The sequence below is a fragment of the Paraburkholderia sp. SIMBA_030 genome (assembly GCF_046535245.1).
GTDB lineage: Bacteria > Pseudomonadota > Gammaproteobacteria > Burkholderiales > Burkholderiaceae > Paraburkholderia.
In genome coordinates this window covers 101,157-120,976 of the sequence record NZ_JAWRXB010000006.1, presented here as the reverse complement: position 1 = coordinate 120,976, position 19,820 = coordinate 101,157, and the positions used below count along the sequence as shown (strand labels likewise).

The 19,820-nt window shown below is 52.9% G+C and carries 16 protein-coding genes; 4 read left to right on the top strand and 12 right to left on the bottom strand.

Annotation, left to right across the window (positions count from 1 at the left end; translation table 11 throughout):
* Positions 1-524: 524 nt before the first annotated feature.
* Together SB772_RS12045 and SB772_RS12040 are read right to left on the bottom strand one after the other, a co-directional pair.
* A complete protein-coding gene (locus SB772_RS12045) occupies positions 525-827 on the bottom strand; it encodes a hypothetical protein (protein ID WP_410833481.1) in 303 nt (100 codons plus the stop codon).
* A gap of 556 nt (positions 828-1,383) precedes the next feature.
* The gene (locus tag SB772_RS12040; protein ID WP_410833480.1) at positions 1,384-1,851 is read right to left on the bottom strand and encodes a GDP-mannose mannosyl hydrolase; all 468 of its coding nucleotides are present in this window, start codon (positions 1,849-1,851) and stop codon (positions 1,384-1,386) included.
* 698 nt (positions 1,852-2,549) lie between these two features.
* Here SB772_RS12040 and SB772_RS12035 point away from each other — a divergent pair.
* Positions 2,550-3,923, top strand: coding sequence for a UDP-glucose dehydrogenase family protein (locus tag SB772_RS12035; RefSeq protein ID WP_410833479.1), 1,374 nt, complete (start codon positions 2,550-2,552; stop codon positions 3,921-3,923).
* Positions 3,924-4,974: 1,051 nt separating this feature from the next.
* Complete coding sequence (locus SB772_RS12030) at positions 4,975-6,183, top strand: glycosyltransferase (protein ID WP_410833478.1); 1,209 nt, start codon at positions 4,975-4,977, stop codon at positions 6,181-6,183.
* A gap of 229 nt (positions 6,184-6,412) precedes the next feature.
* Here the strand turns inward: SB772_RS12030 and SB772_RS12025 are convergent, their stop codons facing one another.
* Positions 6,413-6,913 (bottom strand): transposase, encoded by a 501-nt coding sequence (locus SB772_RS12025; protein WP_410833477.1) that lies wholly within the window; start codon positions 6,911-6,913, stop codon positions 6,413-6,415.
* 192 nt (positions 6,914-7,105) lie between these two features.
* Here SB772_RS12025 and istA point away from each other — a divergent pair, with 192 nt between their 5' ends.
* Both istA and istB read left to right on the top strand, forming a co-directional pair.
* The gene (gene istA / locus SB772_RS12020) at positions 7,106-8,629 is read left to right on the top strand and encodes an IS21 family transposase (RefSeq protein WP_410833476.1); all 1,524 of its coding nucleotides are present in this window, start codon (positions 7,106-7,108) and stop codon (positions 8,627-8,629) included.
* Between the two features lie 8 nt (positions 8,630-8,637).
* Positions 8,638-9,426 (top strand): IS21-like element helper ATPase IstB, encoded by a 789-nt coding sequence (gene istB, locus SB772_RS12015; protein ID WP_201124243.1) that lies wholly within the window; start codon positions 8,638-8,640, stop codon positions 9,424-9,426.
* On the opposite strand, the gene SB772_RS12010 is transcribed toward istB, so the two are convergent.
* From SB772_RS12010 to SB772_RS11970, 9 genes are all read right to left on the bottom strand, one after another.
* Positions 9,351-9,845 carry a hypothetical protein gene (locus SB772_RS12010; protein ID WP_410833475.1) on the bottom strand — a complete coding sequence of 165 codons (495 nt, stop codon included), beginning with the start codon at positions 9,843-9,845 and terminating at the stop codon, positions 9,351-9,353. The genes istB and SB772_RS12010 overlap by 76 nt on opposite strands.
* Entirely contained in the window at positions 9,846-10,136 is a 291-nt protein-coding gene (locus tag SB772_RS12005; protein WP_410833474.1) for a hypothetical protein, read from the bottom strand.
* Between the two features lie 474 nt (positions 10,137-10,610).
* Positions 10,611-11,903, bottom strand: a complete 1,293-nt coding sequence (locus SB772_RS12000) for an O-antigen ligase family protein (RefSeq protein ID WP_410833473.1) — start codon at positions 11,901-11,903, stop codon at positions 10,611-10,613.
* A 298-nt stretch (positions 11,904-12,201) separates the two neighbouring features.
* On the bottom strand, positions 12,202-14,202 hold the full coding sequence (locus tag SB772_RS11995) for a right-handed parallel beta-helix repeat-containing protein (protein ID WP_410833472.1): 2,001 nt from the start codon (positions 14,200-14,202) through the stop codon (positions 12,202-12,204).
* A gap of 3 nt (positions 14,203-14,205) precedes the next feature.
* Positions 14,206-15,111 carry an SGNH/GDSL hydrolase family protein gene (locus SB772_RS11990; RefSeq protein WP_410833471.1) on the bottom strand — a complete coding sequence of 302 codons (906 nt, stop codon included), beginning with the start codon at positions 15,109-15,111 and terminating at the stop codon, positions 14,206-14,208.
* A gap of 168 nt (positions 15,112-15,279) precedes the next feature.
* On the bottom strand, positions 15,280-16,479 hold the full coding sequence (locus SB772_RS11985; RefSeq protein ID WP_410833470.1) for a glycosyltransferase family 4 protein: 1,200 nt from the start codon (positions 16,477-16,479) through the stop codon (positions 15,280-15,282).
* On the bottom strand, positions 16,476-17,396 hold the full coding sequence (locus SB772_RS11980) for an NAD-dependent epimerase/dehydratase family protein (protein WP_410833469.1): 921 nt from the start codon (positions 17,394-17,396) through the stop codon (positions 16,476-16,478). Before SB772_RS11980 ends, SB772_RS11985 begins: the two co-directional genes overlap by 4 nt.
* On the bottom strand, positions 17,393-18,121 hold the full coding sequence (locus SB772_RS11975; protein ID WP_410833468.1) for an acyltransferase: 729 nt from the start codon (positions 18,119-18,121) through the stop codon (positions 17,393-17,395). The genes SB772_RS11980 and SB772_RS11975 overlap by 4 nt, the downstream gene beginning before the upstream one ends.
* Before the next feature lie 74 nt (positions 18,122-18,195).
* Positions 18,196-19,626 (bottom strand): oligosaccharide flippase family protein, encoded by a 1,431-nt coding sequence (locus SB772_RS11970; RefSeq protein ID WP_410833467.1) that lies wholly within the window; start codon positions 19,624-19,626, stop codon positions 18,196-18,198.
* Positions 19,627-19,820: the final 194 nt, after the last annotated feature.

The window sequence follows — 19,820 nt, the reverse complement described above, 5'->3', positions numbered from 1 at the left end:
CGGATGGTTTCGCCACAGTCTGTCACAGGCGAGCCACTCGCAGATCATTGTTTTGCATGACTACCAGGCTTGCATCCAGCCTGCGTAATGGCAGCGAATGCCCGATTCGGACAAAATCTTAACTATCACCGCCACTTGTGCATCGCGCCATTTTTATCGCTCAATACTAGCGACTGGGGGGTCATTCTGGTCCAACGACACCCTCGATTCTTTTTGCCCGCCGACACCTTGTCCGGCGGGCTTCTTTTTATTTCCCTGCCTTCACGTACGCGATTGCGAGCACTTCAAGCTGCCCCTGCCCACTCTCTCGTAGCGGATGATCTCGCCACAATCGATCGACGGCCACGCCATGCGGCTAAGCGAGCAAGTAGATGTTGGACAGGAATACCGATGACGGCGACGACGTCCCGTTGCCGGGAATAAAATGCAGCGCAAGCCATCGCCCTTCATTTCGCGCACTGCACGGTGAGACGCCGCGCAGCCGTCCAGTGTCCGCTGCCATGACGCGCCGCGCTTCGGTCCACTTAGGCGTGGCCGCCCCGTGCTACCGTTTCCGGCCTGATCGACCACATTAATACGCCGTTGGTCAGCGCAACGGCTAGGATGCTCGGCCGACCCGGTTCTTCGGCCGCGATCGTTGTCGCATACTCGTGCGCCGTTTCGGCATCCCCTGCTTCTACTGCGGCCCGGAATGCCTCGAGTTGGGCATTGAGTCGGATGCCCCCCTCAATGTTCGGAAGGTTCGCCTCAATGAGGTCGATCGCTTCCCGATATTTGCCTTGGCCACGCAGCGCGGCCGACTCCTGGATGATTTCATTCTCCGTCATCGATCACTCCCCCTTACCAACCCCGTTTCCAATTAATCCCGCGCCTGTGCATCCTGTGCGCTACCAGTACGCTTCAACCCTTTGCGGTGTTCGTGTCATTCCTTGACGGCCGGCGCCAGGGGTTCGCCGTGCCGTCCGTTGAAGTGGGCTCCGCCACCGGCCCAACGGCCTCTAACGCTATTGCGAGTTCCATTGCGCGCCAATTCCAACGCCTGACCACGCACGTATTTCGAGAGGCGTGTTGTCTGTCCCCGTCCGACATCTCGAGGAATCAAAACAAGCGCTCAAGTATTGAATTGGTGGGAAACACGAGGTTTCGAAGGCGCGGAAACGCTAACCAAGGCCAATAAGCAACGGAAGTATGAGCGAGCACCGGCGTGCATGGAGACCGGTTGGCAGATACCAACCAACCTCTGACGTTAACGGACACGATAATTCTTTAATCCTCCGCCGCGTGCATGCGCGGGCTAACCATTTTGCCAACGTATTCGCGCTTGGCAAAACAGTCGGCCCCGGGTTCGAGGAAAGCGTCCAGTCATACTGAAAAACGACCTCCTCATCGTAGCGCGGGACCACCGAAATAAGCTTGCGTGTTCAGATGAACCTCCGCATCGGTCGTGATCTCTTCTTTCGTGGCCCAACGGTACGCCGTGTGTTGCAGGTCGGGCAGGCTCGCAAGGTCAATAGTGCCCCGCAGTTTGTACCCGAGTACAACGTAATGAGTCGAGATGCCGGATTCACCACTAAAATTGTCCTCGTACAGATGTTCGTACACGCCAAGAAGATCAGCGTCGGCCCGTCTGAGGTCGGCTCGACCCAGTTCCTCGCTTGCGATCCGGTGAAAGGCGTCGTCAAGGCGCTCGTTCTTGCGAATGCGACCGCCCGGGACAAACCAGAAACCCTGAGCGGGTTTGTTGACGCGACGCCCGAGAAGATAACCGCCCATCTCGTTCTCAATGATAAGGTCGATGGCTACCAATGGTGTTGCATCGACGACATTCAAGAACATAAGAGTTGGAAGCATGGTCATTCAGCAGGAAATGATCAAAAAGAATGTTGTTACGTGTGAGAAACCCATGACAGATCGCGGGAAAAAGCATCGATCAATGCGCGTACCCCGTGCCGATATGTCTTTGAGATAGACATCGTACGCATAATTTCGCTCACCGAAGACGTGCGTATCCCAGCAAGTGTACGTTGCAAGATTTATCTCTGTCCGACAATCTTGGGAACTTATCCGCCGTCTTCTCGTCGCTTATCTCGTCAATGCATCGCTACGCTACTCACGTAACGAAATACGACGCCGCGTTATGCAGTGAATGTCAAGCGCAGTCTCATAGAAGTACGCGAAAGTACCTCGGATATGCTTGATATGCGAACTTCTGACAATCAATGCAACAGCATCGTGAAAGAGAGAGCGGTGCCTCCGTATAGAGGCACCACTGCTGCAAACCACCCTTCATTCACCGGAATCTTCCAACCGTCGACTTCCTACTAGCGAAGCCGACACTCTCACCGCGCATCCGCCACGCTCGCCATGCCGATCAAACCTTGACGGAAAGAGAAATTACCTTGTCGCCTTGCGCCAGATATTCCCGAAACAGGTTTCGTTGAGTAAAGATTCGAACTCGTCGGACCGTTACGCCTTCGGACAAGCCGACCAGGCGTGCATTTGTGTGCCGACTCGCAGAATATTTCCACTTTCTACGCGCACCAGAATCCATGAAAGTCACTATCGTCGGAACAGGTTATGTCGGTCTTGTCACCGGAGCATGCCTCGCGGAGTTGGGTAATGATGTGCTGTGTCTCGATGTTGATGCAGCGAAGATTGAAAAGCTAAACAGCGGAGGCGTACCCATCTACGAACCTGGTCTATCGGAAGTGATCACGCGTAATCGCGACGCCGGTCGTCTGACGTTTTCCACCGACATCGCGAAGGGGGTTGCACACGGCGATATTCAGTTCATCGCGGTCGGAACCCCACCCGATGAGGACGGCTCCGCAGACTTGAAGTACGTGCTTGCTGCCGCGCGCAGCATAGGCCAGCACATGGACTCATTCAAGGTCATTGTTGATAAGTCAACCGTACCGGTGGGTACCGCAGACAAGGTGCGTGATGCGATCTTGGAGGAATTAGCGGCACGTGGCAGCGACGCACAGTTCGCCGTGGTCTCAAACCCGGAGTTTCTCAAGGAAGGCGCTGCGGTAGAGGACTTCATGCGCCCTGATCGTATCGTATTGGGATACGATTCCGACGTCCCGGGGTTGCGCGGGAAGAGTCTGATGGAACAGCTCTATGCACCGTTTAACCGCAATCATCAACGCACCCTGTGCATGGACGTGCGATCGGCCGAGTTCACCAAGTACGCGGCCAATGCAATGCTCGCCACACGGATATCCTTCATCAATGAACTTGCGAACCTGGCGGACCGCGTTGGCGCGGATATCGAACATGTCCGGCGCGGCATTGGTTCTGATCCACGCATCGGTTACAGCTTCCTGTACGCCGGTTGTGGATACGGTGGCTCCTGCTTTCCAAAGGACGTGCAGGCGCTGATGCACACCGCCAACGAACACGGCATGGAGCTGAACGTCCTGGCTTCGGTCGAGTATGTGAACACCCTGCAAAAGACGGTGCTGTTCGACAAGATCAAACAGCACTTCAACGACGCACTTAATGGCAAGCACTTTGCCATTTGGGGCCTCGCTTTCAAGCCGAACACCGACGATATGCGAGCGGCAACCAGCCGGCAACTGATCGCAGCATTGATTCGCGCGGGCGCGTCGGTCAGCGTGTACGATCCTGTTGCGCTCGACGAAGCCCGGCGGCGGCTGGCGGAAGACCTCGGTCCGGACCATTACGAGCACGTGACCTTTGCAAAAGAACGCGACGTGGCGCTCCGAAATGCTGACGCGCTGGTGATCCTGACCGAATGGAAGGAATTCCGCAGCCCGGATTTCGAGCAGGTGAAGTCGGCACTCAAGGACACGGTCGTATTTGACGGACGCAATCTATACGATCCCGGTGCGATGCGGGATAGCGGCTGGACGTACTATACGATTGGCCGCGATGCGGCCCGCACTGCGTCGTGGTGACGAATTGGCCGCATACCCGCAGCGCTACGCGCCAAGCCTTCATATCGTGCGTGATGAGTTGAAGGTGCTCGGGAATCTCTCATTGGCATTCATTGCCCGCGCACGCCCTTCGCCAACGAGGCGAGGGGCTTTGATTGGTTGTGGTTCGGCGCAGACAACGGCAATCTAGCTGTTGGATCGACCTGGATATGCATGAGTCGCGTATGAAAATGAAAACCTTGTTAATGGCGTTAGCGCCGGCGGTGACAGCCCTCGCCTGTGCGTCGGCCAGCGCACAAATCAGCTTGAATTCGGTGCACGATCACACTTCGTCCCACAGTCAACGGAACAACGCACATTCCGCTTCAGCGTCACCCCTGAGCCCCCTGTTGGGGGCGCCGCAGGACGGCTCGGAAACCTATCTGCCCGACACCCGCGCCTCAAGTCCGGCGCAGGACCACGCTTCGACGCGAAGCAACCAGACACGCAAGGCACAGTCCCACCCGGATTCCGCGTTAAGTCCTCTGTTGGGTGCCCCGGAGGACTACGAGGATAGCTACATTTCTAGCCTCGGCTACGGACCCGAAGAGCAGGCTGCCAGGGGCGGGAACGCTTCCGCTGAAGGAGCAACATCGCATCACAATGCAGTTGGCACTCGCGTCGCAGGTGAACGCCATGAATCCCACGAATTCGAACCGGCTACTACCCTTACCCCGACATCGACTTCTGCCTCGCAACACGATTCACTCAGTGGTACCACCGTTTCGCATCCTGCGAGCACGATCTACAGGCCGCCATGGTAAATCGATTGTTCGCGGAATAGTTCAGGTATGAAGCTGGATCTCCGGTTTAGCGGAGTTGCTTTCAGCGCACCGCTCGCAGTATCAAGCAACCTCCTCCTACCGTGTCTGTTCGCGATGGGCAACACGGCAGCCGATGAAATGTCGAGTCCCATTACGCAGATTTCGCTTGCCGTAGGCGTGATACTCGTCCTCGTCGCGGGGCGCTTTGCGAGCCAATGTTTGATGAAGTCTATCGTGCAACCCGCATTCCCTAAAAGCAGCTTACTTCGATGAAAATTCTGCATTTACTCGCGACGCTCGACCCGAGAGCCGGCGGGCCAACCGAGAGTGTGCGCCAGAGCGGCATCGAGATGGTGTCGATGGGGCATGAAGTCGAGGTGGCGTCACTTGATGCGCCCAACGCGCCATTTATTCCCGCATTTCCGCTGCCCACGCATGCGTTGGGACCGACGCACCGCAATTATGGATACACGCCGCTCCTTGTGCCGTGGCTGCACAAGCATGCGCCGGATTTCGACGCAGTGGTCATCAATGGGTTGTGGCAATACCTTGGTTTCGGTGCGTGGAAGGCGTTGCGGGACCTTGACGTCCGCTACTACGTGTTCGCGCATGGCATGCTCGACCCGTGGTTCAAGCACGCGTATCCGCTCAAGCATCTGAAGAAATGGCTCTATTGGCCGTGGGCGGAGTATCGCGTGCTGCGCGATGCACGCGCGGTCCTCTTCACGACGGAGGACGAACGGTTCCTCGCGCGCCAGTCATTCTGGCTCTATCGAGCGAATGAACGAGTCGTATCCTTTGGAACCAGCGCGCCACCCGCGAACGCCGCGCATCTGCGCGAGCAGTTTTGGATGACCTACCCGGCACTGAAGAACAAACGCCTAATTCTGTTCCTCGGCCGGATTCACCCGAAGAAAGGCTGCGATTTGCTGATCCGCGCATTCGCGAAGGTCGCTAATCTGGACAACGCTGCGCACCTTGTCATCGCCGGGCCCGACAGCACGGGCTGGATGACCACGTTGAAAGCGTTGGCCGAAGAACTCGGTATCGCCCACCGTATCACGTGGCCCGGTATGCTGCGAGGCGATTTGAAGTGGGGCGCGTTCTACGCGAGCGACGCATTCATTCTGCCATCGCATCAAGAGAATTTCGGCATTGCGGTTGCCGAGGCGCTCGCCTGCGGCGTCCCCGTACTGATCTCGAGTAAGGTAAACATCTGGCGCGAAGTTCAGGCCGACTGCGCGGGGTTCATCGCGCAGGATACAATCGCCGGCACCGAGCAGAATCTGCGCCGTTGGCTCGCGCTTGAGCCAATATTGCGCACGCAGATGGGGACACAAGCTGTCAAAACGTTCAATTCACGCTTCACCGTTCAGGCAATGGCGAAAGATTTTCTGAATGTTCTGCAGGCCGATTTGACTGGCTTGCCACATGCAAGCGGGTCGTCTACCGCGTCTGTTTCGCCCTCTAAATCCTGAAGGTACTTCATCTTCGCTTATAGCCCTTGTACGACGGCAGACACAGTCGGATTGCACCCTTTCCTGCGGCCCGATGACACACCGCTAGCGCAGCTCCTTTCGAGTTAGGATTACGGTGAGGATGCAGCAGCGGGGATGTGTTTAGACTCGCTGACGCAACGAGCAACAGATCTTGATGCAGATGGCGGCGCCAGCGCGATAAAGGTGGCGAAATAGATATCGCCCGAGTTCAGCACTTTTTAACTTCTCGATCACCCTGGGCGAACGGCAATGCTCTCAACTTAAGCCCCATCACATCAAGCGAGCTTGTACGCGAGATGGAGATGGGGTTTGGCTTTTCTGGGTGGTCGAGGGTAAGAGCGTGAGGGCTGGACACGAGATCGGGTCTGGTGGATAAGCTCAAGCATATCGGCCAGCTTCCCGAGACATAATCCAATGCGCAGAAGGCACCCACCGAGGATAGGTTTAAGTGCACCGATGGCGTAAAGCCGGTTCGGGCGACTGGCAGGTTCATCATCACGCGGCCTGTCAATATCGCTGAGCAGCGTAGGTTGTCGGCAACAATTTTTGCGCCGAAGTCCTGCTGCAGCGCCAGGTAATCGAGCCCTGTAACAGCCTCAAGCCGCAACCGGTGCTTCAGTCGTTTGAACGCTTCCTCGATGCGCCAGCGCTGGTGATAGAGCGCGCCGAAAGCGGCTGCCGGTGTGAATTTCCGGCATATAGGCGCCATTTCGTTTTCGGCGTAATGGCGCCACCGGATTTCCGGCGTAATGGAGCCAGGGCGTTTTCGGCGTAAAGGCGCCAGTAGTTTTTCGGCGTAATGGCGCCACCCAGATGACGAGCAGCGAGGGTTCGAACTTCATTGATCGGCTAGACTCCCGGCCTTTTGCCGGGAGAGGCCGTGGCCAATCGGAGGTTCGAGATGTACCAGTACCGACAGATCCTAGTGCGCATGCGCCGAGGCGACTCCGACCGGGATATCGCACGATCGAAGACCATGGGGCGCAAGAAGATCGCGCAGGTGCGGGAGATTGCCGCCAGGAACGGATGGTTGGCGCGTGAAGCGGTTTTGCCCGACGAACACGTAATGGCCGCTTTCCTGGATCGCAAAGAGGCGCCGCTACCGTCGAGCTGCGTCTCAACGTTGGAACCGTGGCGGGAGCAGATCACCAAGTGGCGGGCAACCGGAGTTCAATGCACGACGATCCACTCCACGCTCGTTCGCAACCACGGATACGGCGGCAGCTATTCGTCGGTCTATCGTTTCCTTCTGCATATAGATGCATCGCACACGCCCGACGTGCCGCTGCGCCTGGAATTCAAGCCGGCCGAAGCGGCCCAGGTTGATTTCGGCGCCGGTCCGATGATGACCGACGCGCTCACCGGCGAGATCCACAAGACATGGTTCTTCGTCATGACCCTAGCCTGGTCGCGCCACCAATATGTTGAGTTTGTCCGAGACCAGACGGTAGCAACCTGGCTGGGATGTCACCGGCGCGCGTTCGAGGCATTTGGTGGTGTGCCGGCTCGGGTCATCATCGACAATTGCAAATGTGCGATCACGCGCGCGTGCTATTACGAGCCCGAGGTGCAACGCGCGTACGGCGAGTGCGCAGAAGGATACGGTTTCAAGATTGATGCTTGTCCGCCAAGGGATCCGCAAAAAAAGGGAATCGTGGAATCGGGCGTCAAATTTGTGAAGCGAGGCTTCTTGCCCTTACGCGAGTTTCGTGGCGTGGCTGACGCCAATCGCCAGGTACACGCGTGGGTGATGAACGAAGCCGGCAACCGCATTCACGGTACGACTCGCGACATGCCGCTCAAGCGCTTCGCGGAAGTTGAACGAAGCCTGCTGATCAGCTTGCCGGACGTGCCGCCGGAGCTCGCCGTGTGGGCGAAGGCCAAGGTGCACCGCGACGCTCATGTCCAGTTCGAGCAGAGTTTTTACTCGGTCCCGTATAGGCTGGTCGGCCAGGAACTGTGGCTCAAGGCGACCGACACCATGGTGACGCTGTATCGCGGGCAGGAATCGGTCGCAGCCCACGCCCGCCTAACTCGCGCAGGCGACCGTCGCACGGTAGACGATCATCTGCCATCCGCTGCCCAGGCGTGGCAACTGCAGGACACCCAGTGGTGTTTGGCAGCTGCTGAGCAGATCGGGCCTGCCTGCTATGCCCTGGTGCAGGCGCTCTTCGGCGACAAAGTCTTAATCAAGATGCGCTCGGTGCAAGGCGTTTTGCGGCTCAAACAGAAATACGGAGCAGTCCGCCTTGAAGCAGCATGCTCGCGCGCCAACCACTACGGCACGCCGCACTACACGGCCGTTAAAACCATTCTGCAAAAGGGATTGGATCAGCTGACGCTGTTAAACGCCTTTGATGCGCTGGCGAGCACCTACACCGAAGGCGGCCGTTTCTGCCGCAACACACAAACCATTCTCCAATAAGGCCGGCCATGCATCCCATTCCTGAATTGACTCCACTGCTTAAGCAGCTGCGCTTGTCCGGCATCCTCGATTCGCTGGAAGCGCGAAACCGCGAGGCCATCGATCGCAAGCTCGCCTTCACCGAATTCCTTTCGCTGCTCATTCACGACGAAGTAGCCCGGCGCGATAACAAGAAGCTCAGCCTGCGCATGCGACGCGCCAACTTCCGTAGCCAGAAGACGCTCGAAGGATTCGACTTCGACCGGCTACCAGGGCTGAATCGATCCGCTATCCATGATCTCGCCACGTGCCGATTTATTGACGAGAAGGTGGCGGTCCTGATTGCCGGGCCTTGCGGAACGGGGAAAAGCCATCTTGCGCAAGCCCTCGGACACGCTGCAGCTCGGCAAGGACACGATGTGCTGTTCTCAACACAAAGCCAACTATTAGCAAGCCTGCGCAGCGCGGCAGCCGTGGGCACTTACGACCGTCGTTTCCAGTATCTCGCCAAGCTTCCACTTCTGATCATTGACGACTTTGGTCTTAAGCCACTGCGTTCGCCAGACGATGAAGACTTCCACGACCTGATCGCCGAGCGTTATGAGCGCGCAGCAACGATTTTAACGTCGAATTTGGACTTCCCAGAATGGGGGGAAGCATTCCCAGGAAACAAGATGATCGGCGCTGCAACCCTCGACCGCTTGCGTCATGGCGCTCACAAAATCGTCCTCGACGGCGAGAGCTATCGCGGACTAAAACCGGGCGTCGAAACATTCAGAACCGAGCTTGCAAAAGGAGGCAAAATCAAGCAACCTTGATCCCCGTTCGAGCCCTCGATTTGCTCGTTTCCAGTGGCGTCATTACGGCGAAAATGCCTGGCTCCATTACGCCGAAAGGTGACAGCCGGGTAGCGTTGGCCGTCCAGCAGCGAGGTCATCAGCACGCGCACCCGGCCGCTGGGCGTGACATCGCGGATCAGGCGCACGGTAGTAGGCGTGCGCGTCAGTTCATAGTCGCGGGCGTCGTCCGAGTTGGGCGCCGGCAGCGTCACGATGCGCTCGGCCTGGCCGCTGTGCGCGAACTCTTTCACGCAGGTCCAGCCGCGGGTATCGACGCGCAGACAGAAGTGGATTTCACGCTGCGCAAGGGCGGCCACCATCATATTGCCGATATAGCCACGATCGAGCAGCAGCAGGTCGGTATGGGGCTGCAGCACATCGAGCGCTTCGAACAGCATCTACCGTTCGGCGCCGTCGGCGGGATGAAGCGCGGCGTGCAGAGTCAGTTCCGGGCCCGGCAGGAACAGGGCAAAGGCGTAGTGATCGGCACGCAGTTCATGGCCGCGACGCGTGCCTACACGCAGGCGGCTACCATCCGCGGCGACCGGCCTCAGACCGTTCCAGCGCATCGCGTCGATGCGGGGCTGGGCGAGTTCAATCAGACGTGCGCGGGCCAGCTCGAACAGCTCGGCCGACAGTCCCCTGCGCGCCTTGCTGAAGGCCTGTGCACTGACCGCGCGGGTGCGCACGCCGCGCCCGTCCAGTACGCCGAACAGGCTATCGAGTTCGGGCCTGCACGCTCGCGCACATGCGCGGCAACGTCAGGGTGCGATTGCGGGTGAAGGCGGAGGGAGATCGGCGCACGCGTTCAGCGAGCGCCGGATCGGACAGAAAATCGCAGAACTCAGCCAGGAGTTGGGAAGACGCTGGTATTTGAGTTCATATCGTTTAATTATCAATCAGTTATGCGATGAAGTTTACAGGTCTAACGCCCCGTATACAAGCCCTTTCGGGCTTAAGTTGAGAGCATTGGGGCGAACGGTGGCGTGCTGCTCAAGCAGAGCGAACGATGTGTGTTCGACGAGGTGAGACAGAAGGGGAATTTGACTGCTGCATGAAATCCGGTCGGTCACGCAGTCCCAAAGCGAATTGGGGCCTGCCCTCATCACGGATACAGCATGTTCGGCGACATACCATCGCTTTCCTTCTTGGCACACCGATATCTATTGTGACACCGGGGGCAACCCCTTGTGCCCAGATTTCTTCGAGTTCCGACTACGCAGGGTCGATGTCGCGTCTTCACTTCCGTATAACCAGATGGGCTTAGCCACCAATCTATCGAGATACGCTATTGAAAACATTTCCATATAAAACAAAAGCAGCGGAAGCGTAAAAAGATCGAGAAGATAACCCTCCGTAACGGCTCCAGTTAGCGTCGTCAGAAGGAGAGGAATCGCAGCAAAACGAAAATCGTAAGCATTCCTCTTCACAAACAAAACGAGCCTGCACCATTTTGCTAAAATAATGACCAATGCAAATGCCAAAGGTACGCATCCGAATATTCCCGAGGACGCCAACGCACGAAGATACGAACTTGCTGTCCCCGCGGTTTGATACCCAACCCCCCAAAAAGGACTACCATTGAAATTATCAAGTAGCGCCGACCAAGTTTCGCTGCGAGTATTCTGCGTTGACGCAAATCGGTACGAATTTACATCATAATCGCTCGTCCCGGAAGAAAAATAAATTACCGCACCCACCAAGAGAAACGGTGAAAGCATAAAAACATAACGAATAGCTTTCTTTCCGCCAGATATAAAAGCGAGAAGCAACAAGCCAAAAATACAACTAATAAATGCAGTTCGCGATCCAGAAGCAAAAACTAGCCACCCGGCCCCTAGAGCAAGAAATCCGAAAACAAATCTGACCCTCTTCTGAATTTTAGCATCCAGAACAAATGCAAATAATAAAACACAAGAATGGGCTGCGGAAACCCCCAAAAAATTTGGATGATTCGTTAGACCCAAAAAACGCCCCTTCCAGGTTGTAGCAGCCCCATTTAAAATAAATTCATATACATTCTCTAATACATATAAACAACAAGCGAAAGCAGCTCCAACAGTCAATTCTTTGAGCCACCCTCCATTTTTTCTGATAGTAGGCAGGCCTATCGAAAAAATCAACACTATCAAGCACTGCAATACAAGCCCCAACACTAGGCGAACGTCCATTTCATCCAAAAGTCCGGTTCGAAAAATCAATCCGACCTGAAAACATAACAGCAGAACTGCGGGCGCACTCCAATTGGCACGAATATCTCCTTTTATTATAACAAAACGCACCAGAAGGATAACAAAACCAACAATTGCAAGAGGGAAAGCTGCCTCTCGAAGAAAATTACCTAACGCGGAATAGACAACTCCATCAAATTCAGCAGAAGTTACGTTTCTCAACGAAGAACCTACGACTACCAACATCATGGAAAATTCGATCAGCGTCGAGGGGCGCAATTTCATAGAGAACAACTCCACTTTTAAAAAAGCAAATTTCGTCACGAGTTTCTTTAGCGATTTTTTCGTTATTCCGCCCACACACCTCTGCCGCAATTGTGCCTGCGGAAGATACATGGATCAAAATTTGACTTAAACATCCGAAACCCTAATTTTTTCGTTATTTTCAAAGTGATTATTAGTTTTGACTCGCACGCACCAACAGACTAATGAGCGAGCCTATTTATATAGACATGTAAGCGATAGACACGTTCATTGCTCAGAGCACCCCGAACAACTTGATCAGCGTGCGTCCGATCACTTATTAGTTTCGCATCCCCATAGGCGCGTGAATTTCCTTGAAGCCAGCTGGGAATTGCACACAACGGCGTAGCGCAACGAACACAAGGGGAAGCAACGCATCAGATTCAATGTCCACTTTACACCTCTCGCCGAGAGCATTGTTGCTCAAGAATAGCCATCGGGTGGCGTCCATTTTCCTGTTATTATCTTGATCAAGCAAGTCACCACCAATAACAACGTTGTTGCGAACTATATTATAAATGGGCGCCCCCGGCTCATCTACCAGTATGTTGGCGAGGTGCGGATATTTCGCGTACTGCGTCGATTGGTAAGGTATTCGTGCGAGTTCTTGCGCCAACCGATTGCTCCTGTCGAGCAAAGCGCCTTTCTGCCAGCTCAACCCTCTCGCGTCCATATAAATAGCACTTTTACTGGCTAGAAAAATGTTGTTTTCCACGTCGTTATCACGCCCGCCTCCGATTAATACGCCGCGGTGCACTCTAAGGAAGACATTTTTGAAAACAGAATTACCTGCAGCTTGATCATCAAGATAAACAGCGGTAGCACCCTTGCTACCGACGCCGACTATATCGTGCAGGAAATTATTACGTACGATATTTCCGCGGGCCGTGGTGTCACGGCCTGTGTAAATCGCACCTGCGTCACCCGTCTCCATAACCACGTGCGATATATCGTTGTTTTCTATCACATGATCATTCCCATAAAAAATAATAGCGCTGTGAGTACCGCCTGAAATTGTACTGTCACGTACGGCGTTACCAACCCCTTTAATCAATATTGCAGGCGAATAGGTCCAAGACCACTGATTAAATTGGTAAAGCTTCGAATTCTCAACGTAAATCCTACCTGGCTTGAGGGTTTGCCTATCGCCTCCTTCAAGATCGATGCCGCCCGCACCTACATCAGCGATCTCACAGCGCCGAATGTAACTGTCCATACCCTGCAAAACAATAGCCGTCCCACCAATATTGCGAATTTTGCAGCTTTCGATTCGCAGCCCGTAGACATTTCGAGCGACGATAGCGGAAGAGCTAGCTTCCTCCCACGACAGCCCCTCAAGGACCACATCCCTAGCTCCAAGAATGTTGAATAGCACGTCCACGACTGGAACAGTGATTTCCTCCCCGCTCCGATAGTCAGTAGGAGGGATTACAAGATATTTGTCACCTCGCGCATTAACGCTCCATTGTCCGGGTTGAAACATTAGCGAAGGAGAGTTATAGAGGACCACCCTCCGTCCTTCTGACATCGAATATTTAAGCGGATGAGCGACGGAGAACCTAATCCCGTTGCGCCCCACTATGATCCGCGTAAGCTGGTCAGCCCAGTCAGTTCCCCAATACCCGTTAGCCCAGACATTATCCCAGTTTCCGTATAGTGGCGGAGGCGCGGGATCGACGCCAAAACTTTGGTGATCGCTAGCAACAGAATTGGTTACGCCAAATCCTTCCTCCGGCCAACGCGAAATTGGCAGAGCTGCACTTTTGAAAAATAGCGCAGCAGCCACCGGCGTTTGGAAATCACTCGACAGCATTGCTCGACCACCAGACAGTCGCGCCACCTTGGCGAGGCTGTTGGCAGGTGCAGGTAGCGAGTCTCGCTCAGACGGGCTTAACTCCTCCAAGGGCGACAACGGCGCGCCGCCTGATATCCATACCGTCCCCGCCTTCTTTGCCCGGACGACAAGACCATCCGGGAACGACGCTCCGTCGATCACCAGCGTCCGAGCCAATCGATACGTACCTGGATAGATCACGATCTCGTCGCCGGCATTCGTGTCTTTCGATTTACCCGCCAAAGCAGAAACGGCATCTTCCAAAGACAAGAAAATGTTCGGACCGCAATATGATCGGTCGGCTGAGGAAATTTTTTCCAAATCAGTCGTGACGCATGCGTTTTTCGCCAGCACTGGCGGACTGGACATAGCAAGCACTATTCCCAATACCGTGATAGAGATAGACCGCTGCAGGTGTGCTGAGATTAACAGTTTCGACATTTTCATATGTTAGCGCCGCATTGCCGAAGGCGACTCTTCCAATCGCGATGCGAGAAAGGCGCCAAGCCGCGAATAGCCAATCGCATTCAAGTGCAAACCGTCGGACCGCAGGCTTCGTGGTGGGATGTCCGCGTCATGATCTAGATTGTCTCCTAGGTTGCGCCGGTCGAACTGGGAGACCAGCCATTCTCGTACATCAAGATAATGATCTCCGTAGGTATGCGCAAACGAGTCATTTATCTCGCTGATTTGCCGATACCCAACGGAACCTCTAGGCTCCCAGATACCATTCAAGATGGAAATCACGATGAAATCGGCGCCCTTCGAGCGAACCAAACGCACCATATCGGCAACGTTCGCCTCAACCATTTCCACCTGCGTACGATCATTGCGACCGGCCCAAATAATGACTCGATCATTCGCATCGACATCCACATTGGCCTCGAACTCCGCGCCACCTATAACTTTAACTGGATTACCAGACGCTAACCTTTCAAAAGTGAATTTTTCATTAACATCCCTAATTAATAGGCCGTTGATGTGTAGCAATTTGCCCGGCAACGTAGCGTTTTTGCTGACGGGTGCATTCAAGATTTTTACTAGCTCTACGGCCCCATTTCCTGGAATGTGGTCGCCAATAACCGACACAATAATAGGTATAGCACCTACACGCTGCGCAATTTGCGAAGATGTTTGGCCTCCAACTCCATCATTTTTTACTTCCTCACCCAAAATTTGCGACAGTACCTCAGGGAAAGTCACTCCCTCTCCGCCCGCACCCGCAGTTAGAGAATCTCCCCAGCACAAAATGCGTCCAGCGTGCACATGGCCTTGCGTCGCATCGTTCCTCACCGCACTTAACGAACTCGTTACCGTAGCAAGGATTGTGATCGAGACCAGATACCGTAGATTCATAAACATCCTTGCACAGAATCGTCTGGATCACTTGCGGAAACGTGAGCATTCGGCGAGAACTCCCGTGCATGACCCAATCCGGAAATCAAATAAACAACATGCTTAAAATATATCGGACCGACTACATTAAGATTCAGATGAATAGGCCGTACCAGTATAAAGTGCCGTTCATAGCATCGGGGAATGAACTTTTTCCTGCGGATACGCAGCCGCCAGTACAGCCTCCTGAAACTCGTTCGCAAACGCAATTCGCTGTGCAAAATTATTTGAAACCGCCAGATCATTCAATGGAAACCCACCGCCTTTGCCTCGAGTATCACATAACAACGCTTTCGAGATACAATCCGCTAGCTCACTAGCGTTTTTTGGATCGAAGTACAATGCGTTTTTCGGGGCTTGCTCCTGATGAACTTCAATTCTTGATAAAATTACCGGTTTATCAAGTGTTTTCGCCTCTTCCACAGTGGTACTCCAACCTTCAAATCGAGATGGATTTATGACTGCCGCAGAATGAACCATAAGTGAAACGAGATCGCCATATGAGACCACCCCAAGTATCCTAAATCCATCCGCGACCCCAGCCTCCTCAATTTTTTTACACAACCAATTAAAATGATCCTTTTTTCTGTAGTCAACGGTATTCCCCGTCGCCAAAACAACAACCTTCTGCCCCTTGTCCTTCAATATTTTTAACGCATCCACAACAATCTCGTGGTTTTTGTGTTGCCAAAATTGATTCGGCAGATGAAAATATCCCCCCTCAAAGGAGAATTTCTCCTCAAGGGCGGCACGATCCAATAAATCAAGATCTTTCGGATAATCAACCACGAATTTAAGCACGCTTATGCGTCGCGCTTCCACTTGAAAATATTTTTCCAGATCCTTTCGCGCGTGATCGCTACTGACAATAATCCTTGAGCATTGGGAAGCAATCTCGCCGTACCATTTATCTCGAGATTTCAATTCGATCTCCGAAAATAGCTCCGGTAAATGTTTGTGCTGGAAATCCGGAATCCAGCCCATAACCGGCACCCTCGCCCGCTTCCCCAGAGGATGATGATGTGAAAGAACGGAAACGCCATTTTTAATCAAAAATTTTTCAAAGACGATGTCACGTCCCGATATCCGATATAATAATTTTCTGAAAAACCACGAAGGATGACGTCGATCCAACAGTGTTGTTTTTACCACCTCGAGCTGGGGAAAATCTCGAAGCAAATCTTCAGAGCCTCGGGTACCAATCAAAATGACAGGATCGATTTTTCTGTCAGGCAATGATTTAATTGCTGAAATCAAATTTCTATAGTAATTAATTCCACCCAGCCAATTTTCATTCCGAAAACCAAAAACAAATGCCACCTTTATCATACAACCTCCCCCTTAAACCATTTCACATACTGATGCAGCCCGTCATTTATGCCAATCGATGGTGACCAGCCCCATTTTAGCGCTGCAGAAACATCCCCCTGAAAATGCTTCGGATCACCTGGTTTTTCCTGACGAGAAAAGCTTGGGGCATGATGCGGAGCGATGTTCAAAAACAATTCTTTTAAAATTTCGCTAACTGAGGTTGCGCGGCCAGATGCCCCATTTACGATGGGACACTCAGGTGTCGCATGCACAATAGCTGCACGAATAAGATTTGCAGCATCCTCAACGTGCAACCAGTCCCTGGTTTCCTCACCGGTTCCGAAAAATTTGAAATCTCCACTGTAAATTTTCTTACAAGCATCCCAAATCAGTTGCTTTCTCAATTCTTCTCCGTAAATCGAGAAAAATCGAATCACTACCGTTGCGATGTTAAAATTTCTTGCATAGGATGAACAAAGCTGCTCTGCTATTACCTTATGTACGCCGTAGGGTGATTCTGGTAACAGTGGTGTGCGCTCTTCAATCGGTAGTGAAACAGCGTTGCCATAGACGGCGGCGCTCGATGGATATACCACCACCGCTTCCGGCACATGCGTCCGTGCATATTCCAAGACTGCTGCTAAAGTTAAAGCCGTCCGCGAAAAATCGAGCAACGGCCGCATCAACGAATACGACACCGAGCCGCTACCAGCACAATGAACTATCACTTGGGGGCGTGCATTCATATCTTGCAGAGCGGCCAATGTGACATCATTCGAAAACCATTCTGCCACTCCCCAACGGTTTGCTTCCTTCGGCGCCCATGTGCCGTGTCCCAAACCTAGGACATCCCATCCCGACTCAGATAAATTCCGGCTAACGTGCCGCCCAAGGAAACCGTTGGCGCCAGTAACCAGCGCAGTTTTGCCTCTCATAAATTACCCATATCTGATCCAGCTGCAATTATTGGCAAACTAGGCGTACCACCTCTTCGACGAAGCATTGCTAAAAAAGCAACGTCCGAGGGATTTTCATCCAGATCTGACGGACATAAAATACCGATTGGAATCCATGCCTTTTGTGAAAAACTGTATCTCCGGACAACTTTTCCAGGATTACCAACCACCATGCTAAAAGATGGAACGTCCTCTAAGATTAGAGCACCCGCCCCAATCACGGACCCTGACCCTATCGTGACATTTCCTAAAACGACCGACCCATAACCGAAGAACAATTTATGTCCAATAACGATAGAATCGCCCCGTGTTGTTCCTGTCGTAACATAAGGCATCGACGGATCGGATATCTCATGCGAACTGCCAAGGAACCTGCAATCTGCAGCTGTCAGGCAATACTCTCCGAACTGAATTTTGTCCCCACTAGAAAGGAAACTTCTTCTGCCAAAAAAGCAGTTATCTCCAATCAAAATAGCCGACTTTCCAACCTCTCTATGGTTCACATTAAACCAACCACTCTCACCGATCACAACGTTCCGATCTATAGCAACGTTCGATTGCCCGATTATTTGTACAGTATCATGCACGAATGACCCCGCACCCACCTTCAATCTACTTCGTTTTACAAATCTATAGAATTTGAAGTATATTTTTGGAGGCAAAAAATTTCTGGCAAAGCTGCCAATCAGGGAGGAGATTTTCATAAAATATCCACTAGATACGGGCCGCACAAATCAATCTCAAACTTTCGCATATAGATCACAACAAAATCAATAAATCAAAATTTTATCTTCCCAACTCGAATAAATCGCCAAAATAAAAAACAGTAGGGGGTGATTGAAAACACTGCATAACTAATGGACGTTCCAAAAATTACCCCAATAAATCCAATCTCTCTCGTTAAAAATATTTTTAATGCGACTGCCGAGCACGCAGTTACAAAACCCAATATCAACTGGGTTCGAATGATATTTGCCCCGTTCAAGAAAACTGCAAACGTACTACCAACGGCCTCCAGAATTTTCCAGATAGCAAAGCTACTCAATATAGCCAACGATGGGGTTATCGTTTTACCGACCCATGCTTCCATTATTTGATTTCCAAACAACACAAGGAACGAAGAAAGCGCAAGTGTTCCGAGAAGGGCCATTTTCAGTGACTTCTTAAGCACGCGCACGGCCCAATCTGTATCATTTCGAGCCAACGCCTCACCGTACGCGGGCCACAATGGTGTCAGCAAGGTAGACAATATCAACGGGATGACACTGAACATCTTCGCGATGACCGCATACTGGGATACAGCACCCATCCCAAGTATCCTGCCTATGATAAAATTATCTGAAGCAAATGCAGCGGCAGCGATTAACTGTAAAAATACGAATAACACGCCAGTTTTTCCAACGCGCGCCGCGTCATCCCACGAAGCGTCCGAAAGTTTCGGAATCAAATCTGGACGAACAACAAGGAAAAAGATTATTCCATTCAATAGCGCCGCCAGAACTGGCGCGCCACTCAGCGCAAAAACTAACCATGGAAGCCCCGCTTCATAATGCACCGCCACAAGAACCGCAATAAATGCAAAAATACTCCCCACCATCTGCCACAAATTCGCAACAAACCCCATCTGAAGGCCTAGTTGCAATCGCTGAACGAGATTTGCGGGTATATTAAAAGCAAAGCAAACTACAAATGCTCCTACTGCCTGACCCGACTCCGATACAGCCAATGAGGTACGCACGTTCAACCAATCTGCCCATGGCGCTGCTGGATATATCAGAGCGAAGACCGCAAGAATGGCGCATGCGATACAGGACAAAAAAATGCCGGCACTTGCAAAGCTTCTTTTTATTGCTTTGGTGTCCCCCCCCCCATGCGCCCTCGCCACAACGTTGAGCAAACCGTTACCCATTCCAAGATCCGCAAACCCGAGCATTGCGACGATGGAAGATATGGTCATCCACAATCCGTACCGCTCAGAACCCAAATATTTAAGAGTAATAGGCACTGTCATCAAGCCCACGGCTGCGGAAAGAAACTTCGCCAAAATCGCAGCCATGCTCGACAGCATGATCCTCCGCTCCCTTTCACGTGATCGTCCTTGCTCAGTCGACGAATCAAACCGGCTCGGCAAAAAGATGTTGGAGACGAATGCTGCGATCTGTTTCATTTGTAAATGTGAAAATAATTTATCGACGAGAACATAAGCCATGCGAATTGACTGAGCCTGCCTCATGTCACACAAGTCCGCTCAAGTATTACTGCCTCAACGCCGCCGGAGCCCAGATCCGTAGGTTCCCAATCAAGGCATGCGCCTCGTACCACGGATCGCGACAACAAATGCATCCTGACCACGATTGCCCCAAATGTACTGACATACACGTGCCATTGGTTTAGACACTCTTG

Excerpts from the sequence above, each read along its gene's own strand:
- SB772_RS12045 (WP_410833481.1), bottom strand. The coding sequence starts at position 827 with ATGACGGAGAATGAAATCATCCAGGAGTCGGCCGCGCTGCGTGGCCAA.
- SB772_RS12040 (WP_410833480.1), bottom strand. The coding sequence starts at position 1,851 with ATGCTTCCAACTCTTATGTTCTTGAATGTCGTCGATGCAACACCATTG.
- SB772_RS12035 (WP_410833479.1), top strand. The coding sequence starts at position 2,550 with ATGAAAGTCACTATCGTCGGAACAGGTTATGTCGGTCTTGTCACCGGA.
- SB772_RS12030 (WP_410833478.1), top strand. The coding sequence starts at position 4,975 with ATGAAAATTCTGCATTTACTCGCGACGCTCGACCCGAGAGCCGGCGGG.
- SB772_RS12025 (WP_410833477.1), bottom strand. The coding sequence starts at position 6,913 with ATGGCGCCTATATGCCGGAAATTCACACCGGCAGCCGCTTTCGGCGCG.
- istA (WP_410833476.1), top strand. The coding sequence starts at position 7,106 with ATGTACCAGTACCGACAGATCCTAGTGCGCATGCGCCGAGGCGACTCC.
- istB (WP_201124243.1), top strand. The coding sequence starts at position 8,638 with ATGCATCCCATTCCTGAATTGACTCCACTGCTTAAGCAGCTGCGCTTG.
- SB772_RS12010 (WP_410833475.1), bottom strand. The coding sequence starts at position 9,845 with ATGCTGTTCGAAGCGCTCGATGTGCTGCAGCCCCATACCGACCTGCTG.
- SB772_RS12000 (WP_410833473.1), bottom strand. The coding sequence starts at position 11,903 with ATGAAATTGCGCCCCTCGACGCTGATCGAATTTTCCATGATGTTGGTA.
- SB772_RS11995 (WP_410833472.1), bottom strand. The coding sequence starts at position 14,202 with ATGAAAATGTCGAAACTGTTAATCTCAGCACACCTGCAGCGGTCTATC.
- SB772_RS11990 (WP_410833471.1), bottom strand. The coding sequence starts at position 15,111 with ATGAATCTACGGTATCTGGTCTCGATCACAATCCTTGCTACGGTAACG.
- SB772_RS11985 (WP_410833470.1), bottom strand. The coding sequence starts at position 16,479 with ATGATAAAGGTGGCATTTGTTTTTGGTTTTCGGAATGAAAATTGGCTG.
- SB772_RS11980 (WP_410833469.1), bottom strand. The coding sequence starts at position 17,396 with ATGAGAGGCAAAACTGCGCTGGTTACTGGCGCCAACGGTTTCCTTGGG.
- SB772_RS11975 (WP_410833468.1), bottom strand. The coding sequence starts at position 18,121 with ATGAAAATCTCCTCCCTGATTGGCAGCTTTGCCAGAAATTTTTTGCCT.
- SB772_RS11970 (WP_410833467.1), bottom strand. The coding sequence starts at position 19,626 with ATGGCTTATGTTCTCGTCGATAAATTATTTTCACATTTACAAATGAAA.